This is a genomic window from Pseudomonas sp. Q11 (assembly GCF_024494355.1).
Lineage (GTDB): Bacteria > Pseudomonadota > Gammaproteobacteria > Pseudomonadales > Pseudomonadaceae > Aquipseudomonas > Aquipseudomonas hefeiensis.
The window spans coordinates 376,872-395,544 of record NZ_JAKNQY010000001.1 but is presented as its reverse complement, the minus strand read 5'-3'; the positions used below and the strand labels follow the sequence as shown (position 1 = coordinate 395,544).

At 60.4% G+C, this 18,673-nt stretch carries 16 protein-coding genes; 15 read left to right on the top strand and 1 reads right to left on the bottom strand.

The genetic code is table 11. The annotated features are described in order from the left end of the window. Window positions 1–483 precede the first annotated feature (483 nt). The 4 genes from MA884_RS01710 (at window position 484) to MA884_RS01695 (ending at window position 6,210) form a co-directional block, all read left to right on the top strand. Window positions 484–1,932: an APC family permease gene (locus MA884_RS01710; protein WP_256228684.1), complete on the top strand. Its 1,449-nt coding sequence runs from the start codon at window positions 484–486 to the stop codon at window positions 1,930–1,932. An 87-nt stretch (window positions 1,933–2,019) separates the two neighbouring features. Next, window positions 2,020–3,441, top strand: coding sequence for an aldehyde dehydrogenase family protein (locus tag MA884_RS01705; RefSeq protein WP_256228679.1), 1,422 nt, complete (start codon window positions 2,020–2,022; stop codon window positions 3,439–3,441). 11 nt (window positions 3,442–3,452) lie between these two features. Next, the gene (locus tag MA884_RS01700) at window positions 3,453–4,802 is read left to right on the top strand and encodes an aminotransferase class III-fold pyridoxal phosphate-dependent enzyme (RefSeq protein WP_256228678.1); all 1,350 of its coding nucleotides are present in this window, start codon (window positions 3,453–3,455) and stop codon (window positions 4,800–4,802) included. An 82-nt stretch (window positions 4,803–4,884) separates the two neighbouring features. After that, window positions 4,885–6,210, top strand: coding sequence for an alginate export family protein (locus tag MA884_RS01695; protein WP_256228676.1), 1,326 nt, complete (start codon window positions 4,885–4,887; stop codon window positions 6,208–6,210). 161 nt (window positions 6,211–6,371) lie between these two features. Here the strand turns inward: MA884_RS01695 and MA884_RS01690 are convergent, their stop codons facing one another. Further along, a complete protein-coding gene (locus MA884_RS01690; protein WP_256228675.1) occupies window positions 6,372–7,124 on the bottom strand; it encodes an IclR family transcriptional regulator in 753 nt (250 codons plus the stop codon). Window positions 7,125–7,398: 274 nt separating this feature from the next. On the opposite strand from MA884_RS01690, the gene MA884_RS01685 reads away from it, so the two are divergent. From MA884_RS01685 to MA884_RS01635, 11 genes are all read left to right on the top strand, one after another. Further along, window positions 7,399–8,940, top strand: coding sequence for an acetolactate synthase large subunit (locus tag MA884_RS01685; protein WP_256228674.1), 1,542 nt, complete (start codon window positions 7,399–7,401; stop codon window positions 8,938–8,940). A gap of 10 nt (window positions 8,941–8,950) precedes the next feature. Then, on the top strand, window positions 8,951–10,441 hold the full coding sequence (locus MA884_RS01680) for an aldehyde dehydrogenase family protein (protein WP_256228673.1): 1,491 nt from the start codon (window positions 8,951–8,953) through the stop codon (window positions 10,439–10,441). Between the two features lie 26 nt (window positions 10,442–10,467). Then, window positions 10,468–11,262, top strand: coding sequence for an SDR family NAD(P)-dependent oxidoreductase (locus MA884_RS01675; RefSeq protein WP_256228672.1), 795 nt, complete (start codon window positions 10,468–10,470; stop codon window positions 11,260–11,262). 12 nt (window positions 11,263–11,274) lie between these two features. Then, on the top strand, window positions 11,275–12,315 hold the full coding sequence (locus tag MA884_RS01670) for a YCF48-related protein (RefSeq protein WP_256228671.1): 1,041 nt from the start codon (window positions 11,275–11,277) through the stop codon (window positions 12,313–12,315). Window positions 12,316–12,326: 11 nt separating this feature from the next. Continuing rightward, on the top strand, window positions 12,327–12,776 hold the full coding sequence (locus MA884_RS01665) for a VOC family protein (RefSeq protein ID WP_256228670.1): 450 nt from the start codon (window positions 12,327–12,329) through the stop codon (window positions 12,774–12,776). A 14-nt stretch (window positions 12,777–12,790) separates the two neighbouring features. After that, complete coding sequence (locus tag MA884_RS01660) at window positions 12,791–13,393, top strand: amino acid synthesis family protein (protein WP_256228669.1); 603 nt, start codon at window positions 12,791–12,793, stop codon at window positions 13,391–13,393. A gap of 27 nt (window positions 13,394–13,420) precedes the next feature. Continuing rightward, window positions 13,421–14,284: an alpha/beta fold hydrolase gene (locus MA884_RS01655; protein WP_256228668.1), complete on the top strand. Its 864-nt coding sequence runs from the start codon at window positions 13,421–13,423 to the stop codon at window positions 14,282–14,284. Between the two features lie 2 nt (window positions 14,285–14,286). After that, a complete protein-coding gene (locus MA884_RS01650) occupies window positions 14,287–15,894 on the top strand; it encodes a bifunctional 3-(3-hydroxy-phenyl)propionate/3-hydroxycinnamic acid hydroxylase (RefSeq protein WP_256228667.1) in 1,608 nt (535 codons plus the stop codon). Further along, window positions 15,891–16,655, top strand: a complete 765-nt coding sequence (locus MA884_RS01645; protein ID WP_256228665.1) for a 2-keto-4-pentenoate hydratase — start codon at window positions 15,891–15,893, stop codon at window positions 16,653–16,655. The genes MA884_RS01650 and MA884_RS01645 overlap by 4 nt, the downstream gene beginning before the upstream one ends. Before the next feature lie 192 nt (window positions 16,656–16,847). After that, window positions 16,848–17,786, top strand: coding sequence for a helix-turn-helix domain-containing protein (locus tag MA884_RS01640; protein ID WP_256228664.1), 939 nt, complete (start codon window positions 16,848–16,850; stop codon window positions 17,784–17,786). A 214-nt stretch (window positions 17,787–18,000) separates the two neighbouring features. Next, complete coding sequence (locus tag MA884_RS01635) at window positions 18,001–18,669, top strand: GntR family transcriptional regulator (RefSeq protein ID WP_256228662.1); 669 nt, start codon at window positions 18,001–18,003, stop codon at window positions 18,667–18,669. The last annotated feature ends 4 nt before the right edge of the window (window positions 18,670–18,673 follow it).

Here is an 18,673-nt window from a genome sequence, read left to right as displayed (position 1 = left end):
CGGTGGGTGAGGTTATCTTGCGGCAGGTGGCATTTTCCCGTTATCCCGAATCGGCAGCCGTTGTGCTCCTGCATAGGGCAATACGGTTCTGCCAAGAAAACCCAGAACCTGTGGCCAGAGATTACTCGCTGGCCCGGTAGGAGCTGTCGAGCGAAGCGAGGCTGCGATCTTTTGATCTTGATCTTTCGCTTGAGACTCAATGGTGCTGAAAAGATCGCAGCCTCGCTTCGCTCGACAGCTCCTACAGCGCCAGCTCGGTCCAGCGGGAGTAATCCCTCGCCACAGGTGGTCAGCGTTCCGGCATTGGGCCGACCTGTTTTGGGGCACGGCTTCGGATGCTGCCGTTTTGGGATAGCGAAGGGTTTTGGCAAGGGCCTAGCATCGAATCCAGCGTGCAACCAAAACAATAAGCGTCTGGAAAGCGGCGAAGCTGGCCGCGGCCCGATCCTACAGCGACTGCCTCATACAATAAGGTCAAGAGAAATGAGTGTGTCTTTCCCGATCAGCAGCTCGACGGAGTTGAAGCGAGGCGCCCTGGGCGTTGGCTTCATTATTTTCTTTGTGATTTCGGCAGCGAGTCCGCTGAGTGTCATCGCCGGGGGCTTTCCCATTGGCATTATGCTGGGCAATGGCGCCGGCACACCGGCCTTGCTGATCCTGGCGCTACTGGTGTTGCTGGCGTTCTCGGTGGGATACACCGCCATGTCCCGCCACATGACCAACGCAGGCGGTTTTTACGCGTTCACCTCCCGTGGCCTGGGTGGCCTGGCCGGTGGTGCGGCGGGGGTACTGGCGATGTTTGCCTACAACATTCTCCAGGTCGGCCTGTACGGCATGTTCGGTGGTGTCGTCAGTGGCACGATGGCCAGTGTTTTCAGCCTGGATCTGCCGTGGTGGACGTATTCGCTGCTGGCGATGGCGAGCATTGCGATTCTGGGTTATCGCAAGATCGACCTGTCGGCCCGGGTACTGTCGGTAGTGGTCATTGCCGAGTACCTGGCAATCCTGACGCTGGATTTCGCCATTCTCAAAACCGGTGGTGACAGCGGTATCAATCTCGATTCCTTCGACCGTAGCCATGTGTTCAGCGGGACGCCTTCAATCGGCTTGCTGTTCTGTTTCGCCGCCTTTATCGGCTTTGAGGCCACCACCATTTACGGTGAGGAAGCCAAGAATCCGCACCGTACCATTCCGATTGCAACCTACAGCTCGGTCTTGTTGATTGGCGGTTTCTACGCCTTGTCGGTCTGGTCGATGGTGGTCGGCGTGGGGGCAGACAAGATCGTTGCGACGTTGCAAGCCCTGCAAGATCCCACCACGTTCATTTATGGCATGTCCGATCATTTTGTCGGCCCGCACCTGACGCAGATCATCCGGGTGCTGTTCATGGTCAGTATCTACGCCGGACTGTTGGCGTTTCACAATGCCGCCGCACGTTACTTCTTTGCCATCGGGCGTGACGGGCTGTTGCCTCGCCTGCTGGGGACTACCCACCGCGTCCACCAGAGCCCGCACATGGGGTCGGCGCTGCAAAGTCTGATCGCTGCGGTGGTGGTATTGATTTTCGCCGCGTTGGATGCCGATCCGATCCTGCAATTGTTCGCCTGGTTCTCCAACCTGGCCACGCTGTGCGTGATTTTGCTCATGGCACTGACCTCGGCTGCGGTGTTTGTCTACTTTCGGCGGCACCCGGAACTGAAGGTGGGAGTCCTGCGTGGCCAGATCTTGCCGGGCTTCTCTTGCCTGGCGTTAGTGGTGGTCCTGGTGCTTGCAATGATTCATTTCGATGTTCTGACCGGCGCCAGCAAGCTCTTGTCGTATGCCCTCTGCGCGGTCATTCCCGCTGCGTTGATCGGCGGCGTATTTCTGGCCGCCCGACTGCGCAAGGTCGCACCCGAGCGGTTCATGGCCTTAGGCAGCCACAAGCTCTAGGGCATCACGCGGCACTGTTCAACTCTCACGAATATACCGATCCACGTTGTTCGGGACGGCCCGTCAGCGCGCGAAAGGGAGGCTCTTATGCACGACTATCACATGCTCATCAATGGGGTCCAGGTCAGGGGTGAAAACGGCCATTTTGATGTGCTCAACCCTGCGACCGGTAGCGCATTCGCCCAATGCCCCGCCGGTTCCCTGGCTCAACTGGACCTTGCCGTCGCGGCAGCGCAGGCAGCCTTTGGCGAGTGGCGTCACAGCACTCACGAGGACCGTTGCGAGCGCCTGTTGAGCATCGCGGCGGATATCGAGCAGCAAGCACAAGCATTGGCGCGGCTCGTCGTCCTGGAGCAGGGCAAGCCATTGGCGCTCGCCCTTTCCGAGGTCATGGGCGCGGCGGCCTGGACGCGCTATGCCGCCGAGCAGCAGATTCCCGTGGAGCTGGTGGAAGAAACCCCGACTCAACGCATCGAGTTGCATCGCAAACCTCTGGGGGTCGTCGCGTCGATCACACCCTGGAACTGGCCGTTCATGATTGCCGTCTGGCACATCATGCCGGCCTTGCGTGCCGGCAATTGCGTGATCAGCAAGCCGTCCAGCCTGACCCCGTTGAGCACGCTGCGTCTGGTGGAAATCATCGCGCGTCATGTTCCACGGGGCGTGATCAATGTCGTGACCGGTGAGCAAGGTTTCGGCAGTGCGATCACCGCGCACGCCGGTATCCAGAAGATTGTCTTCACCGGCTCCACCGCCACGGGCCAAAGCGTGATGCGCGGCGCCGCGGGCAATCTCAAGCGCTTGACGCTGGAACTGGGCGGCAATGATGCCGCCATCGTCCTGCCTGACACGCCGGTCGAGGCAGTGGTCGAAGACATTTTTCAAGCGGCCTTCCTGAACATGGGGCAGACCTGCGCCGCCCTCAAGCGTTTGTACATTCACCAATCCCAATACGAAGCCTTTGCCCAGGCCCTGACGCGCATTGCCGCGCGTCAGACCGTCGGCGACGGTCTGGAGCCCGAGGTCACTTTCGGCCCAGTGCAGAACCTTGAGCAACTGGAGCTGGTGGAGGCGCTGGTGGCTGACGCACGCACCCAAGGCGCGCGTGTTTTGTGCGGTGGGGCGCGTCTGGACCGACCGGGCTTTTTCTATCCGCCGACCCTGGTCGCCGATGTGACGGACGGACACCGACTGGTTGATGAGGAGCAGTTCGGCCCAGTGCTGCCCCTGATTGCCTATCAGGATGTCGAGGACGTCCTGCGCCGCGCCAATGCCAGCGACATGGGGTTGGGCGGGTCGGTCTGGGGCCCTGATGTCGAGCAGGCACAGGCATTGGCCAGTCGCCTTGAAAGCGGCGTGGCCTGGGTTAATTGCCACGCACAAATACAGCCGAATACGCCATTTGGCGGCAGCAAGATGTCCGGGTTCGGTGTCGAGTTCGGCCTTGAAGGGTTGCTGGAATTTACTGGCCAGCAACTGCTGTATGTACGCAAGCGTGAAACTGAGTGAGGACTTGAACCATGTATGAGAAATACAAGACAGCGCAGAAGAAGTTCTGGCACCCGATGAATTCTTCGGCGCCAGCGCACCGTGCCAAGACGTTGGTCATCGCCCGTGGTGACGGCAATTACATCACCGACATCGAGGGGCATCGCATGCTCGATGGTGTCGGCGGCTTGTGGAACGTGAACGTGGGCCATAACCGCGCTTCAGTGAAGGCGGCCATCGCTGCGCAGATGGACGAACTGGCTTACTACCAGACCTTCGACGGCATCGCTCATCCCCGGGTGTTCGACCTGGCGGAGCGACTGACGTCGATGTTCGCCCAGGAGAACATGGCGCGGGTACTGTTCAGTTCCGGCGGCTCCGATGCGGTGGAAACCGCATTGAAAATGGCGCGTCAGTACTGGATCGCCAGCGGCGAGCCAGGGCGCACCCGCTTTTTGTCGTTACGCAACGGTTACCACGGCGTGCACATAGGCGGTACCTCCGTGGGCGGCAATGGTGTCTATCACTACAACCACGGGCCGCTGTTGGCGGGCTGCCATTTGCTTGATACGCCCTGGCTGTACCGCAATCCCTGGGATTGCCGTGACCCGGAGGAGTTGACCGCGCACTGCATTCGCCAGTTGGAAGACCAGATCGCACTGCTGGGTGCCCAGACCATCGCTGCGCTGATCGCCGAGCCGGTGCAGGGCGCGGGCGGGGTGATCGTGCCGCCGAAGTATTACTGGAAGAGGTTGCGCGAAGTGTGCGATCGCCACGGCATTTTGTTGATAGCCGACGAAGTCGTGACGGGTTTCGGCCGCACCGGTTGCATGTTGGGCAGTCGTGGCTGGGGTGTCGCGCCAGACGTGCTGTGCCTGGCCAAGGGCATTACCGCCGGATATATCCCGATGGGCGCCACTGTCTTTAACCAGCGCATCGTCGATGCAATCGAAAATGGCCCGGGTTTCAGCAGTGTGATCATGCACGGCTACACCTACAGCGGTCATCCAACCGCTTGTGCGGCGGCCCTGGCAGTGCTGGATATTGTCGAAGCCGAGGATCTGCCGGGCAATGCCGCGAAGATCGGTGGCCAGTTGCTGGAGCAACTGCAACCGCTGGCCGAACGTTATGCGGTGGTGGGCGAAGTGCGTGGCAAGGGCTTGATGATCGCCGTGGACCTGGTGGCGGACAAGACCACGCGCGAGCCGCTGGACCCTGCTACCGGCCTGGCTTCGCGCATCGCCGAGCATGCGCGCCGCGCCGGCGTATTGATGCGTCCGATCGGTAACAAAATCGTCCTGTCGCCACCGCTGACCCTCACCTCTGACGAGGCCGCCATGATGGTCGGTGCATTGGATAGCGCACTCGCCAGCTGCCGTTAGCCCGGCCAGCCGGCGCCGCGTGCGGTGCCGGCTCCTGAATATAAAAACAGCCTACAAAGGCGCACCACAAAGGAGCTCAGTCATGCGGTACCTATCGCGTATGGAATTTCTTGGCAGCGGTCTTGCCTGTTCGTTGGCGCTTGGCGCCGCGAGTCAGGTCCAGGCCTATGAGTTGTATGCCGATGAAGACACTCACCTCAACGCCGACATGTTGGCCGTGTTCGGTCATTTCAATAGTCGCAAGAACTACGACGGCAGGCCAGGCGGCTCAACCTGGCGCGAGGGCTTCATCAAGTATGGATTAAGCGGCGACCAGACATTGGGCGGCCGTGGCACTGTCTATGGTGCGTTCAGCCTGGTCAGTTCCGCCACTTGGGGCGATGGTGACCCTTCCGGGAACACGCTTGGAAGCGAGCGCACGACGAAGATTGAAGACGCTTACCTGGGCTGGCGTTCCGCGGATCTTTTCCCGGTGTTGGGGCAAGATGGTGTCGATATCTCTGGCGGGCGCCAGGTGGTCAAGGTGGGTCGAGGTTTCCTGATCAACGATGACGGGCCGAACCTGGGCAAGGGGCCTGCCGATGGCCGCTTGAATCGGGGTGGCGCCTATTACCTGGCGGCTCGGCACGCGTTCGATCAGACCGCCGTACTGCGTCTGGGCGGGCAGGATGGCATGCATGGCAGCGTGGCGTGGCTCAAATCCGACAACCGCGCCCAGGCCGAAACCGAACTCGCCGCCGGTACGCTCGATTACACCGCCAAGGCCGGTACGTTGGGGCTGACGTGGGTACACGGCGTCGACGTGAATGACCGCTGGGCCAGCGATTTCCAGAAACAGCGCAAGGGTATGGATGTCTACAGCATTCGCGGTGAAGGTGATGCGGGCATCGAGAATGCCAGCCTGGCATTTGAATACGCCTGGCAAGACAAAGACGCCGGACCTGAGAAGGCCTGGTACGCCGAGGCCGGATATACCTTTGCAAGCGTTGCCTGGGCGCCGACGCTGACCTATCGCTATACCCGCTATTCGCAGAAGTGGGATTCACTCTTTACCGGCCAAAGTACTGGCTATGGCACCTGGTTTCAGGGCGAAGTCGCGGGTAACTACGCCGGGCCCTTCAACAGCAATACGGGTATCCACCATGTCGGACTGAAAGCCACGCCGTTGGAAAACCTGACCCTCGGTGCGTTGTACTTCGATTACAGCACCGTGCGTAAAAGCAATGCCCTCAACCTCGACGCCCGTGAACTGGATTTTTATGCCGAGTGGGTCGTCAATGAGCACTTGATCGTCACCCCGCTGATAGGCTTCTACAAGCCGGATCGGGATGCCACGACGGGGGGCAATCAAGTGGCGGGCAATGGCACCAACGTGTACAGCCAGGTGACGGTGGCCGTGCCGTTCTGAAGTGAAGGCTGTTAGATAAACCCTGTGGCGAGGGAGCTTGCTCCCGCTGGACTGCGCAGCAGGCCTAAAAAAGGGGCCGCTGCGCGCCCCAGCGGGAGCAAGCTCCCTCGCCACAGGTTCAGTATTTTTCTTAAGTTATCGGTATGGCGCAACATCCCTTTCTAGTTGGTAGCAGGCGGATGTTGCATCCGCTCGGCAATCCGGCGGGTGGTGTCCATCACCATTTCAACCACGGTTTCCTGGCGCAGCAGCTTGAAGCTGTCGGTGCTGCCCACGGCCGAAAGGCTGCCCACCACTTCGTCGAGCTCCGGGTTGATGATCGGCGCCGCGATACCGGTGAGCCCCAGGTTGAGTTCGTCGTGGGTCATGCAATAGCCGTCTTTGCGGATCTTTTTCGCGGCCTTGGAGAAACTTGTCCAGTCATGCCCGCTATCGGGGTCGTTGGCCAGGTGTTCTTCGTACAGGCGTTGCAGGCGCCGACCTTTCTGGAAGGCGATCAACACTTTGGATTGCGCACCGCGAAAAAACGGCAGCGGTTGGCCGCGGCCGAATGAAAACTGATAGGTGTCACTGGGTTCGGCGATATAGGTGTTGATGATGCGGCCGTCGTAGAAAACGCTGGCGAACACCGCCAGGCCGGTGGCATCTGACAGCTCGTGCATCAACTCGCGGCCTGCCACCAGGATCGGGTCGTACTGACGCATCATCCAGTCCAGCTCAATGATACGGGGCCCCAGGCCGTAGCTGCCGGCATCGACCCGGACCAGAAGGCCGGCATCGCATAGATCCTTTACATAACGGTACACGGTCGCCCGTGACAGGCCCATGTGCTCGGCAATGGTGTCGGGGTCGATCTTCAGCCGTTGCGGACCGAACAGGTCCAGGACACTCAGCATTTTACTCAGACTGCTCATTTGGCTCCTAAAAGGGGGAGGGCGCGCGGGTGGCCGTTCGATGAGCACTATAGGTAGACGCGCCGGTGATGGAAAGCCTGCTCGCTCGATGATAAACGCGCTGTCACGGTACCCCAGCACTTGAGAAATACAAACATGTTTAGTGTGCATTTTTGTCTTAAAAAATCTATTTCGTCTCAAAATACGAGTATTTCGTAACAAAACAGCTTGTTTTGTCAGTTGTTGTGTGTGATAAATCTCAGTCACTGCAAACGCTCGATGAAGAGGGCTGGAAATGAATGGTGCGCAACTGATAGTGAAGGCAGCGGTAGCGAGCGGTATCGAATACTGCTTCGCCAATCCCGGAACGACCGAAATCCCCTTAGTGGCCGCCATGGCCAGCGCGCCTGCCCTCAAGCCGGTGTTGTCCTTATTCGAGGGGGTATGTACCGGTGCTGCCGACGGTTATGGTCGGATTGCCGGCAAGCCAGCGATGACCCTGACTCACCTCGGCCCAGGCTTTGCCAATGGCATTGCCAACCTGCACAACGCCCGTCGCGCCAATACCCCGATCGTTAACGTCATCGGCGATCACGCGTCATGGCACGTTAATTACGATCCGCCGCTGGCCAGTGATATCCAGGCGCTGGCCGGGAGTGTTTCCGGGTGGGTGCGCACATCGCGCACCGCCTCAGGCGTAGGGGAGGATTTCCAGGAAGCCGTGCGTGCGGCCTGGCAAGCCAAGGGCCAGATTTCCAGCCTGATCCTGCCGATGGACTTGCAAGCCAATGAGGTAGAGCGCGAGCGCGCCTTCACCGCATTGCAGGCCCCGGTTCGTCGTTTTGCCGGTGACCGGATCGAAGCCGTGGCCCAGGCACTGCGCAATGGCCAACGCCTGGTTTTTATCGTGGGTGATCAGGGGTTGTCTGTCGCCGGCCTCGAAGCGGCGGGGCGTTTGGCCCAACTGCCGAGTGTGCGGATGTTCGCCGAAACCTTTCCGCGCTTGAGCTATCGCGGTGGTGGTTTGCCTGACCTGGATCGCTTGCCGTATTTCCCCGAGGTTGCCATTGAGATCCTTGACCAATACGACGCCGTGGTTTGCGCCGGAGTCCCGGATCCGATCAGTTACTTCGGTTATGAAGGCATTCCTTCGCGCCTGGCGGAACGTGATCGCCTGCTTTACCTGGCAGAAGTGGGTGACGACGTTGCGGGTGCACTCACTGCGCTTGCCGATGCGCTTGAGGCACCGGCTTATGTGCCAACGTCGATGGCTATCGAGCTACCGCCAGGCAGCGCCGAGCTGACGCCGCAGTCGATCGGGCAGGTGTTGGCCGCCTCGCTGCCGGACGACTGCATTGTCTCCGTAGAGGGTGGGACTTGCGGTTATCCGTTCTTCACCGCTTCGGCCCATGCCGCACGGCATCGGGTGTTGACCAACACCGGTGGGGCCATCGGCCAGGGCATCCCGGTGGGATTTGGCGCCGCCCTGGCGGAGCGCGGCAACACGGTGTTCTGCCTGCAATCGGACGGCAGTGCCCAGTACACCATCCAGACTCTGTGGAGTATCGCCCGGGAGCAACTGCCGGTGGTGATCCTGATTGCCGCCAACCATCGCTACGCGATCCTGCAGAACGAGTTGCGCCGCTTTGGTATGACCGAGCTGGGCCCTGAGGCCCTGAGCCTGACAGTGCTGGACCGACCGCGCATTGATTGGAAAGCCCTGGCCAAAGGCTACGGTCTGCCGGCCAGCACCGTACACACCAATGCTGAATTGCAGCGCGCCCTGGCCAACGCCAAGGCCGATGGCGGTCCGTGCCTGATTGAAATGGCGCTGTGAAGGAGGAACTATGAGTCAGATCCAATTGTTACCTGCCGTCGAACGATTCCTGTCACAACCCGGGCGTCTGTTTATTGGGGGCATTTGGCAGGACGCTGCCAGCGGTCGCCGGTTTGCCGTGGAAAACCCGGCCACTGAACACGCTCTCGCTGAAGTCGCCGAAGGCGGCGAACGCGATGTAGATGCTGCGGTCGCTGCCGCCCGCGCGGCCTTCACGGGCGTTTGGGCGCAGCAGTCGCCGGCCCAGCGCGGCCTGTTGTTGTGGCGCCTGGCTGAACTGCTCGACCAGCATCGCGAAGAGCTGGCCCAACTGATCACTCTGGAGAACGGCAAGCCGATCGCCGCGGCCCGTGGTGAAGCGGCAAGCGCGGCCAATATCGTGCGTTACTTCGCTGGCTGGCCGACCAAGATCGAAGGCAGCACGCTGCCGGTATCGCCTTCCAGTGGCGCGCCGATGCTCAACTACACCTTGCGTGAGCCAGTGGGCGTCTGCGCGTTGATCGTGCCGTGGAACTTCCCGTTGACCATGTGCGTGTGGAAGCTCGGCCCGGTATTGGCGACCGGCTGTGTCGCGGTGCTCAAGCCTGCTGAGCAGACGCCTCTGGTTGCGATTCGCCTGGTGCAACTGATCGAGGCCGCCGGTTTTCCGGCCGGGGTGGTCAACCTGGTCACTGGCCTGGGCGTACATACCGGCGCACCGCTGGCCCAGCACCCGGACGTGGACAAGATCGCTTTTACCGGCTCGACCCAGGTGGGGCGGCTGATAGCCCAGGCGGCCACCGGCAACATGAAAAAAGTATCGCTGGAGCTGGGGGGCAAGTCGCCCAACATCATCTTGCCGGACGCCGATATCGTCCGTGCGGCCAAAGGCGCCGCCGATGGCATTTTCTACAACCAGGGACAGGTATGCACCGCCGGATCGCGCCTGTACGTGCACGCCAGTGTTCTTGACCAGATACTTGAAGAGCTCCAACGCCACGCCGCCGCCCATGTGCTGGGGCCGGGGCTGGATCCGGCCAGCAGCATGGGACCGCTCGTTTCGGCACGTCAATTGGCGTCGGTCAGCGGCTACCTGCAACGCGGCCAGGAGGAGGGCGCCGAGCTGGTCTGCGGCGGCGGTCGCCCGGCACACCTGGAGCGCGGGCACTTCATCCAGCCCAGCGTATTCCTTGATCGTGCCGAGCGCGCCTGCATCGCCCGGGAAGAAATCTTCGGCCCTGTGCTGACCGTCATGAGCTGGACCGAAATCGATGAACTGGTGCTGCGCGCCAACGACTCGCCCTACGGTCTGGCGGCCGGTCTGTGGACCCGCGACTTGCGTTCGGCCCATCGCGTGGCGGCACAACTGAAGGCCGGGTCGGTGTGGATCAATTGCTGGAACGTCGTAGACCCGGCCTCGCCGTTTGGTGGTTACAAACAATCCGGATGGGGCCGGGAAATGGGTAAGAACGTGATCGATGCCTACACCGAAACCAAAAGTGTCTTCGTCGATCTCGCCTGAGCCGAACAATCACAAGAGGAACTGCTATGGATCTGGAATTACAAGGCCGCGTGGCGATCGTCACCGGCGGTGGCATGGGCATCGGCAAGGAAGTCGCGCGTTTTCTGTCCCAAGAAGGGTGCAAGGTCGTGATCTGTGCGCGGCGCATGGAGTATCTCCAGCAGGCCGCCGAAGAAATCATGGCAGAGACCGGCAACGAAGTGTTGCCGCTGTTCTGTGACACCAACCAGATGTCGGCGGTGTCTGACATGGTCGAGGCTGCCCACAAGCACTTTGGCCGCATCGACATCCTGGTCAACGGCGCTGCGGCCCCGTCCGGCGTGGTGCGCAACGACATCGAGCACGCCGGCGACGACGAATTGCTCTCGGACCTGAACACCAAGGTGATCGGCTATTTCCGTTGCGCCAAGGCCGTGACCCCGCACATGAAGACCGGCGGCTTCGGTCGCATCATCAACATCGGTGGCTTGACCGGGCGCGGCAGCAAAGTCCTCTCGGGCATGCGCAACCTGGCCATCGCCCACATGACCAAAACGCTCTCCGATCAACTGGGCCCATCGGGCATCACCGTCAACCTGATTCACCCCGGTGTGGTGGACACCCCGCACATTCAGGAGCTGTACGAGCGCGAAGGCATCAAGCAGGGCAAGACGCCGGAGCAGGTGGAGCAGGGCTACATCGACGCGACGCCGATCCGACGCACCCTGGCACCCATCGAGATGGGCTGGCTGATCGGCTTCCTGGCGTCGCCCAAGGCGGGCGCCGTGACGGGAGAGTCCATTGGCATCGATGGCGGTCTGACCCGTGGCATCTTCATTTGAGGAGCAACTGTGATGAGTAACGGAACCCTTTTGGTCGCCACCGTGGGACAAGCGGTGATCCGCAGCGCCGACGATGGTCATACCTGGCATCGCCTGGGGCTGGGACAGGATCTGGAGTTTGATGCAATCACTCGATCCTTGAGCGTTCATCCCGGTGCGCCTGAAGTGATCTATGCCGGAACCGACGTCGGCCTGTGCGTCAGTCATGACACCGGCGGCCATTGGCAGCGAGTGGATTCTCCATTCAACGGCCAGACCGTCTGGAAGGTGGCCGTGGATCCGCAGGATGCGCAGCGTATCTTCGTGGGTACAGGCGCACCTTCACGCGCCGTGCTGTGGCGCACCCTCGACGCCGGCCTGAGCTGGGAGCGCGCGCCGGTGGATATTCCGGAGTTCTGCGAAGGTGTCAGCCGGCCGCGCTTGCTGGCTTTCGCTTATGACCCGACTGATCGCGACCAGCTCTGGTTCGGCCTGGAAGAGGGCGGGTTGTTCCACAGCCGTGATGGCGGTGATTCCTGGACCCGTGTCGATGATCGGCTGCTGTGGGACTTCAACTCGGACGTCCACAACATCCTGGTCCTGCCCAACCATGGCCAGAAGGTCATCGTGGTGGTGTGCGTCAACGCCGTTTACCGCAGCCTCGATGAAGGGCAAACCTGGACTGGCATCATTGCCCGGGAAACGTTCGGCCTGTACTACGTGCGCGCCATGAACGCACCGCTGGGCAGTGAAAACACCCTCTACCTGAGTATTTCCGACGGTACGCCTGGCACGACCAGCAAGGTGCTCATCTCTCGGGATGCGGCCCTCAGTTGGGAGGTGCTGCCGCTGCCACAACAACCCAACTCGTGTGTCTGGGCAATTGCCTTCAACCCTGGCGACCCTCGCCAGATCGTTGCCGGGACCAAGTACGGACATCTGTTCACCTCCGAGAACGGTGGTGACGGCTGGCAGAAGCAGTGGCGTGAGTTCAGTGAAATCGCTGATGTGCTCTGGACGCCCGCCGTGGCTCAGATCAAGTCCGGGCATCAATCCATCGTCAAAAAGAACTGAGGTATCGCGCGATGAAAGTCGAGGTCGTTCGAACTCACCTGTCGCTGTTCGTGAGCGACCCTGAAACGTCGGCACGTTGGTACGCCGATGTTCTGGGCATGCACGAAAGCGCCCGGGGTGATAGCTGGGTCATGATGGCGTTTGGTGCCAAGCATCACGATATCGCTTTGATCCGCGCAGAGCCGGGGGCCCATCAGGGTGGCCTGGGCTTGCAGCACTACGGGCTGGAAATCGCCGGCGACATGACCACCCTACGCCAGCTCTACGGCATGTTGCTTGCCAAAGGAATTGAGGTGGTGAAGATCACCGATCACGAAATCGGTAACGGCGTGTACTTCAACGACCCCGATGGCAATCGCATGGAATTTTTCCTCGAGACCGAACATGACGACGCGCGAGGCAAGGCCCGTTTCAAGGCCGCCGGAGCGCCCAGCCGAAATTTTGATCTCGACCCACTTTGAAAGAGACCTGTCTGATGAAAACCGCAAATTTCGCCAGTTACCACATCCGAAAATGGTATAGCTTCGTCGAGGAAACCCTGGCCAACGAGAGTGGTCAGTTGGCCGATGGTGAACCGTTGTTCAAATACGCCATTGGCGCCGTGATCGCCAATCCCTACGCCGGACGCTACAGCGAAAGCCTGTCCGAGTTGGTCGAGCCATCACCTTTGTTGGGTCAGGAGTTTGGTCGTCGCATCCAGGCACTGGCTGGCCAGCGTGAGATTGTCAGTTATGGCAAGGCATGTCTGGTGGGCAGCCAGGGCGAGTACGAACATGGCAATGCACTGCTCACCAATCCAGCAGCGGATCCGATTCGGGTGGCATTGGGCGGTGGCAAATCCTGGGTCCCCTCCACGGGTAAGCGGGGCGGGCCTGGCGCGACCATCGATGTACCGCTGGCCCACAAGGACGCGCTGTACGTCCGCTCGCATTACGACAGCATTTCGCTTTCGTTTGGTGATGGCCCCTCGGCGGACGAGCTGATCATCATTTGGGCTTTCGCCACGCGCGGGCGTTTGCATGCGCGCCTGGGTGGCCTTCAGGCTGCCGACATCAAGGGCACTGATGGCCTGCATTGAGGTGGGTTGATCGTGGAGACCAAACGAATGTCTGCAGAAAGCCATTTTTTTACCAATCGCTCGCAGATGCGCCTGCATTATTTGTCGTGGGGCAACCCGTCGGGCATTGCGGTGGTGTTGCTGCACGGGCTGCGCTCCTATGCCCAGACCTGGGATGGCCTGGCCAATGCGCTGGGCGAGCGGTACTGCTGCTATGCCCTTGACCAGCGTGGTCGTGGCTACAGTGACTGGGCGCAGGCTTCCAGTTACCGGACCGAGGCCTATGTCAACGACCTGGAGGATTTGGTAGCGCATTTGGAACTGCAGCGTTTCGTCCTGGTAGGTCATTCTCTCGGTGGTACCAATGCACTGGAGTATGCGCGGCTCAATCCGGGACGACTGCAAGCCATGGTGATCGAGGACATCGGTCCTGGCTCTTCGGTCAGTGGTGATGGCGCCGAGCGTATTCGGCGTGAAATGAGCCAGACGCCGCTGGTGTTTCCTGACTGGGAGAGTGCCGCTCAATTCTGGCGCCAGGCCCGACCTGGCCTGTCGCTGGAGGGGCTGGCTTCCAGGTTGATGCACTCCATGAAGGAAACGCTGGCCGGAATCGAATGGCGTCACGACCAGCAAGGTATTGCCCAGGCGCGCCTGAGTATTACCCCGACTGACCTTTGGCCTGCGGTACGGGCACTGGATTGCCCGACGTTGTTCATTCGCGGCGCGCGTTCCGATTTCCTGCCCTTGGCGACTCTTGAGGCGATCAAGCAGGCCAGTCCATGGGTGCGGGCAGAGGAAATCGCCGACGCCAGTCATTACGTCCATGATGACCAGAGCGAAATGTTCAACCTTGTCGTCATGGACTATTTGTACGACCAACGCCTACAACCACAACAACAAAGCGGTGAATAGCGATGAAGCAGGAGAAAACCCAGGTTGTCATCGTGGGTGGCGGCCCGAACGGGATCACGGCCGCCCATTACATGGGGCTGTACGGTATCGACTGCGTCGTCCTTGAGCTGGCTGACGGCATACTGCCGTATCCGCGTGCGGTGGGCATGGATGATGAGGCGCTGCGGGTATTGCAGGGCATCGGCATCGCTGAACGGGTCGCGCGCGACATGATCTGCGATGTCCCGCTGCGTTATTACAACGCGCGGGGCGTATGTTTTGCCGAGGTCAAGCCGAGCACCGCCCATTATGGCTGGCCGATGCGCAACATCTTCATGCAGCAACTGCTTGAGGCGACGTTGCGTGAACAGCTGGGCAAGCACGCGAGTGTCGAATTACGCCAAGGTCATGAAATGCTTGATCTGGAGCAGGATGCGCAGGGCGTGACATTGCAGGTGCGCGATGCCGGGGGCGAGCTGTATCGGCTACAGGCGCACTATGTGATCGGTGCGGACGGCGGGCGTTCCAGTGTGCGCAAGAAGCTTGGCATCGAGCTGCTGGGGCTGACTCATCCGCGTAAGTGGGTGGTGGTCGATACCGCCAACGACACGCTGGATGCGCCTTATACGGCTTTGCATGCCGACCCTGAGCGCCCCTTCGTCTGCATCTACCTGCCCTACCAGCAGCGTCGTTGGGAGTTCATGCTCCTGGAGGGAGAAGACGAGACCAGGATGTGCGAGGAGGTCACTATTCGGAACCTGATTCGCGGACACATCGGGGACGCGGTCGACCAACTGGAAATCATCCGTATCCGCGCTTACACCCATAACTCCCGGGTGGCGGCTCGTTTTGTCGAGGGGCGTGTGGCGTTAGTAGGGGATGCGGCACATATTTCCCCGCCCTGGGCCGGGCAGGGGCTCAACTCGGGCCTGCGTGATGTTGCCAACGTCGCCTGGAAAATCGCCGCGATCATCCAGGGGCGCGCATCGGCATCGATTCTCGCCAGCTACGATCAGGAGCGTCGCGGGCATGCGACCGACCTCATTGCCCTGGCCGACAATATGGGCGCCGTACTGGGGCTGACCAATCCGTTGATGGCAGGTGTACGGGACTGGTTGTTCCAGGCCGTCAACAGCGTCGACAACCTTCGCTCGCACTTGCTTGAGTTCAAGTTCAAGCCCAAGGCGACCATCACCAAGGGCCTGGTTTACCACGAGCGTGCCGAGCTGCACGAGGATGATCTGGTCGGACAGTTGTTCATTCAGCCGTCCATCGAAGATGCCCAAGGGCAGAGGCGGCGCCTTGACGAAGTGTTGGGCCACTCTTATGCGGTGCTGGGTTATCGGGTCAATCCGAGCGAGCAGCTCAGTGAGCGAACCGCAGCCTATTGGGCACGCTGGGATACACGCTTCATTCAGATCAACCGCTCGCGCAGCGGCAAAGGACGCGATCAACCGTTGACTGTCACCGGCGCCCTTTGTGTCGAGGACGTGGATAACCGGCTGGGAGAGTGGTTTTCCAGGGTGCGCGATTGCATTGTTGTCGTGCGACCAGACCGTTTTGTGGCAGCTATCACGACCCCCGAGCGGCTCGAAGGCGTATTGCGCAAACTGGCGGAGCAACTCTCATGAGGCGCGAAGACGATCTCCTGGTCCGGCTTCATGATGCCGCGCAGGCCGTACACGCCTTGCCTTCGTTGGAGCCTCAGGCCTTCGACCTGCCGGTGGGCTACACTTTGCAACGCGAGGCATTGCGCCGACGTCAGGTCGCTGGTGAACAGTTGACCGGATGGAAGGTGGCCTTCGCTGGCCGCGCCGCCCAGGACCGCTTCGGTACTGATGAGCCGGTATTGGGCGGGCTGACCGATGCCATGGCGGTGGAGCCCGGCAGTGCGGTGCCGCTTGCACGGCTGATCCAGCCCAAACTGGAAATCGAGTTGGCATTTGTCCTGGGGCGTACCCTGGAGCCCGGTTTTTACAGCGACGAGGACATTCTGGCCGCCGTGTCACAAGTCGCGCCGGCGTTCGAAATTGCCGATTGTCGCTGGCAGGGCTGGCGTTTCGGTGTCGGGGCATTTCTTGCCGACAACGCCGCCGCGGGGCTTTATTGCCTTGGCTCGCGGATCAGGTTTCATCCTGAGCAATTGGCCCAAGTGACCTATCGCCTGGAATGCGACGGGGCGCTTTGCGGCGAAGGCGATGCCCAGGCGCGCGAGGACACCCCCCAGACAAACCTGTGCTGGCTGGTCCGGCGCTTGCTGGCCGACGGCCAATGCGTTGAAGCGGGCCAGGTCGTGCTTTCCGGGGCGTTGCTGCCACCCATGGCTATCCAGGCGGCCGAGTACCGGTTGCACATGCTTGGCACGGAACTGGCTTTGGCTTTCCAGCAATAAGCGCTGTTCACCGTAGGAGCTGCCGAAGGCTGCGATCTTTTGATCTTTTGATCTTTCGCTTGAGATTCAAGTGTCTGGGGAAGGATCGCAGCCTCGTTGCACTCGACAGCTCCTACACAGCTCCTACACAGCTCCTGCACAGCTCCTATGCAGCACAAGGGTTAAGTACAGCGCCACCTAGGAACGATGACCATGCTCGCCGAAGTCCGTACCTTCAATGATCCCCAGCAACACGCCGGTTCCATCCTGGGCTGGCAACAAGTCTATGACCAACTCGGCCGTGGATGTCTTTCCAGTGAGCTGCGACAGATTTGCGCCGATCGTTTTCAGATTTTCCAGGAGGTGCTGGATAAGCGTGTGGTGCAGCGAGGTTGCGCACCAAAAGGGCGCTTGTGCATTGCCATGTCGCTGGGCAGCGCGCCGGTGGTCCAAGGCCATCAGGTGGGCGCCCACAGCGTGGTGTTGCTGCGAGATGGGGAGGACTTTGTCTTGCATGCCCCGCAAGGTACGCACTTCTTTGCGGTCAACGTTGACACTGTTCGTTTCGCCAAACTGGCGGCTTACGAATTGTCGGGCGAACAGCTCAAGCGTTTGAAAAGCGAATCGCAGATCAGCGTGGATGAAGCGGTATTGCTGAGCGTGCAGCAAAGGATCCATCCGTTGTTCCGTCACCTTCTGGAACAAGCGGATGCCATCACTCCAGCCTCAGAAAAAATGTTGGAGGAGGTGCTGCTTAACGCATTCCTCGATCTGTTCAGTCATGCCTCGGACGAGGTTCGTGGCCGTCGCGGCAACGTCGCGGTCAGCGCCTATCTGGTCAAACGTTGCCAGGAGCTGGTCATAGACAGCGGTGAAACACCGCTGAGCATTCTTGATTTGTGCGAGCAATTACGGGTGAGCCGCAGGACCCTGCAAAACAGTTTCCAGGCGGTAACCGGGATGCGTCCGGTCGAATACCTGCGTAACTTGAGGCTTAATGCCGTGCGGCGGCGCTTGATCACGACCCATGCAACCACGCTGAATGTCGGCGAGATCGCTGTAGCCATGGGGTTCTTCCATCTGAGCCACTTCGCGGCTCATTACCGAGCGCTGTTTGGTGAGTCTCCCTCAGAGACTCCCAGGGCTGGATGATTGAGTGTTACCTGGCTACCGCAGTGCACAGTAATGGACGTCGCTTGAGCCATTTGGTAGCACGTCCACCCAATTAACGCCGGGCTCCTGCACGCCCCGTAGCAAGACCCTTTCCTTCAAATCAATCACTTGCACATCAATCCATTCAGTTGGCACGCATTCTGCTATTTTGAATTTATGGATAATTGGATACAAAAAAACAGAGGTTGCTGCCATGCAATTCGCGCCGAGTTACGTTGAACGCCCGCCGATGACGGCCGAGGAGGAGGCTTACAACTTCCTGCTGGACGCCATTTGCGGCGGACGATTGCGCAAGGGTGAGCGGCTGATCGCCGAAGACATCGCCAGCGAGATCGGTATGAGCCGGATGCCGGTGCGCGAGGCGTTTCGTCGATTGGACGCCCAGGGCCTGGTGACCCTTCGGCCCAATCGCGGGGCCGTTGTCAGTGGTCTGGATATCGATGAGCTGCACGAAGTCTTCGAGATGCGCAGCGTCCTCGAAGGGCTGGCGATCCGTGTCGCGGTAGCCAGGATAGGCGAGCGCCAATTGGCAGCCTTGGAGCGTCTGCTGGATGAGATGGACGATTACCGGGAGGAAAGTGCCGAGTGGGTCAGCCGGCATCGCGCCTTTCATGAATACCTGTGCAGCCTCAGCGGTCGTCCCCGGTTGCTGAAGCAGATCAGTGCCCTCTATTCCCTGATCGAAGCGCCCATGCGCCTATGGCTTGAGCACGTGGAAAAGCCCCTGAGTGCGCGCCAGGAACACGCGGTGATCCTCGAGGCGATTCGTACTGGCGACGCCGATAAGGCCGAGGCAGTGGTGCGCGCGCACATAGAAGGCACCGTTCCTGAGTTGATCCAATTTCTGCAATCGAAAAAATAACCAG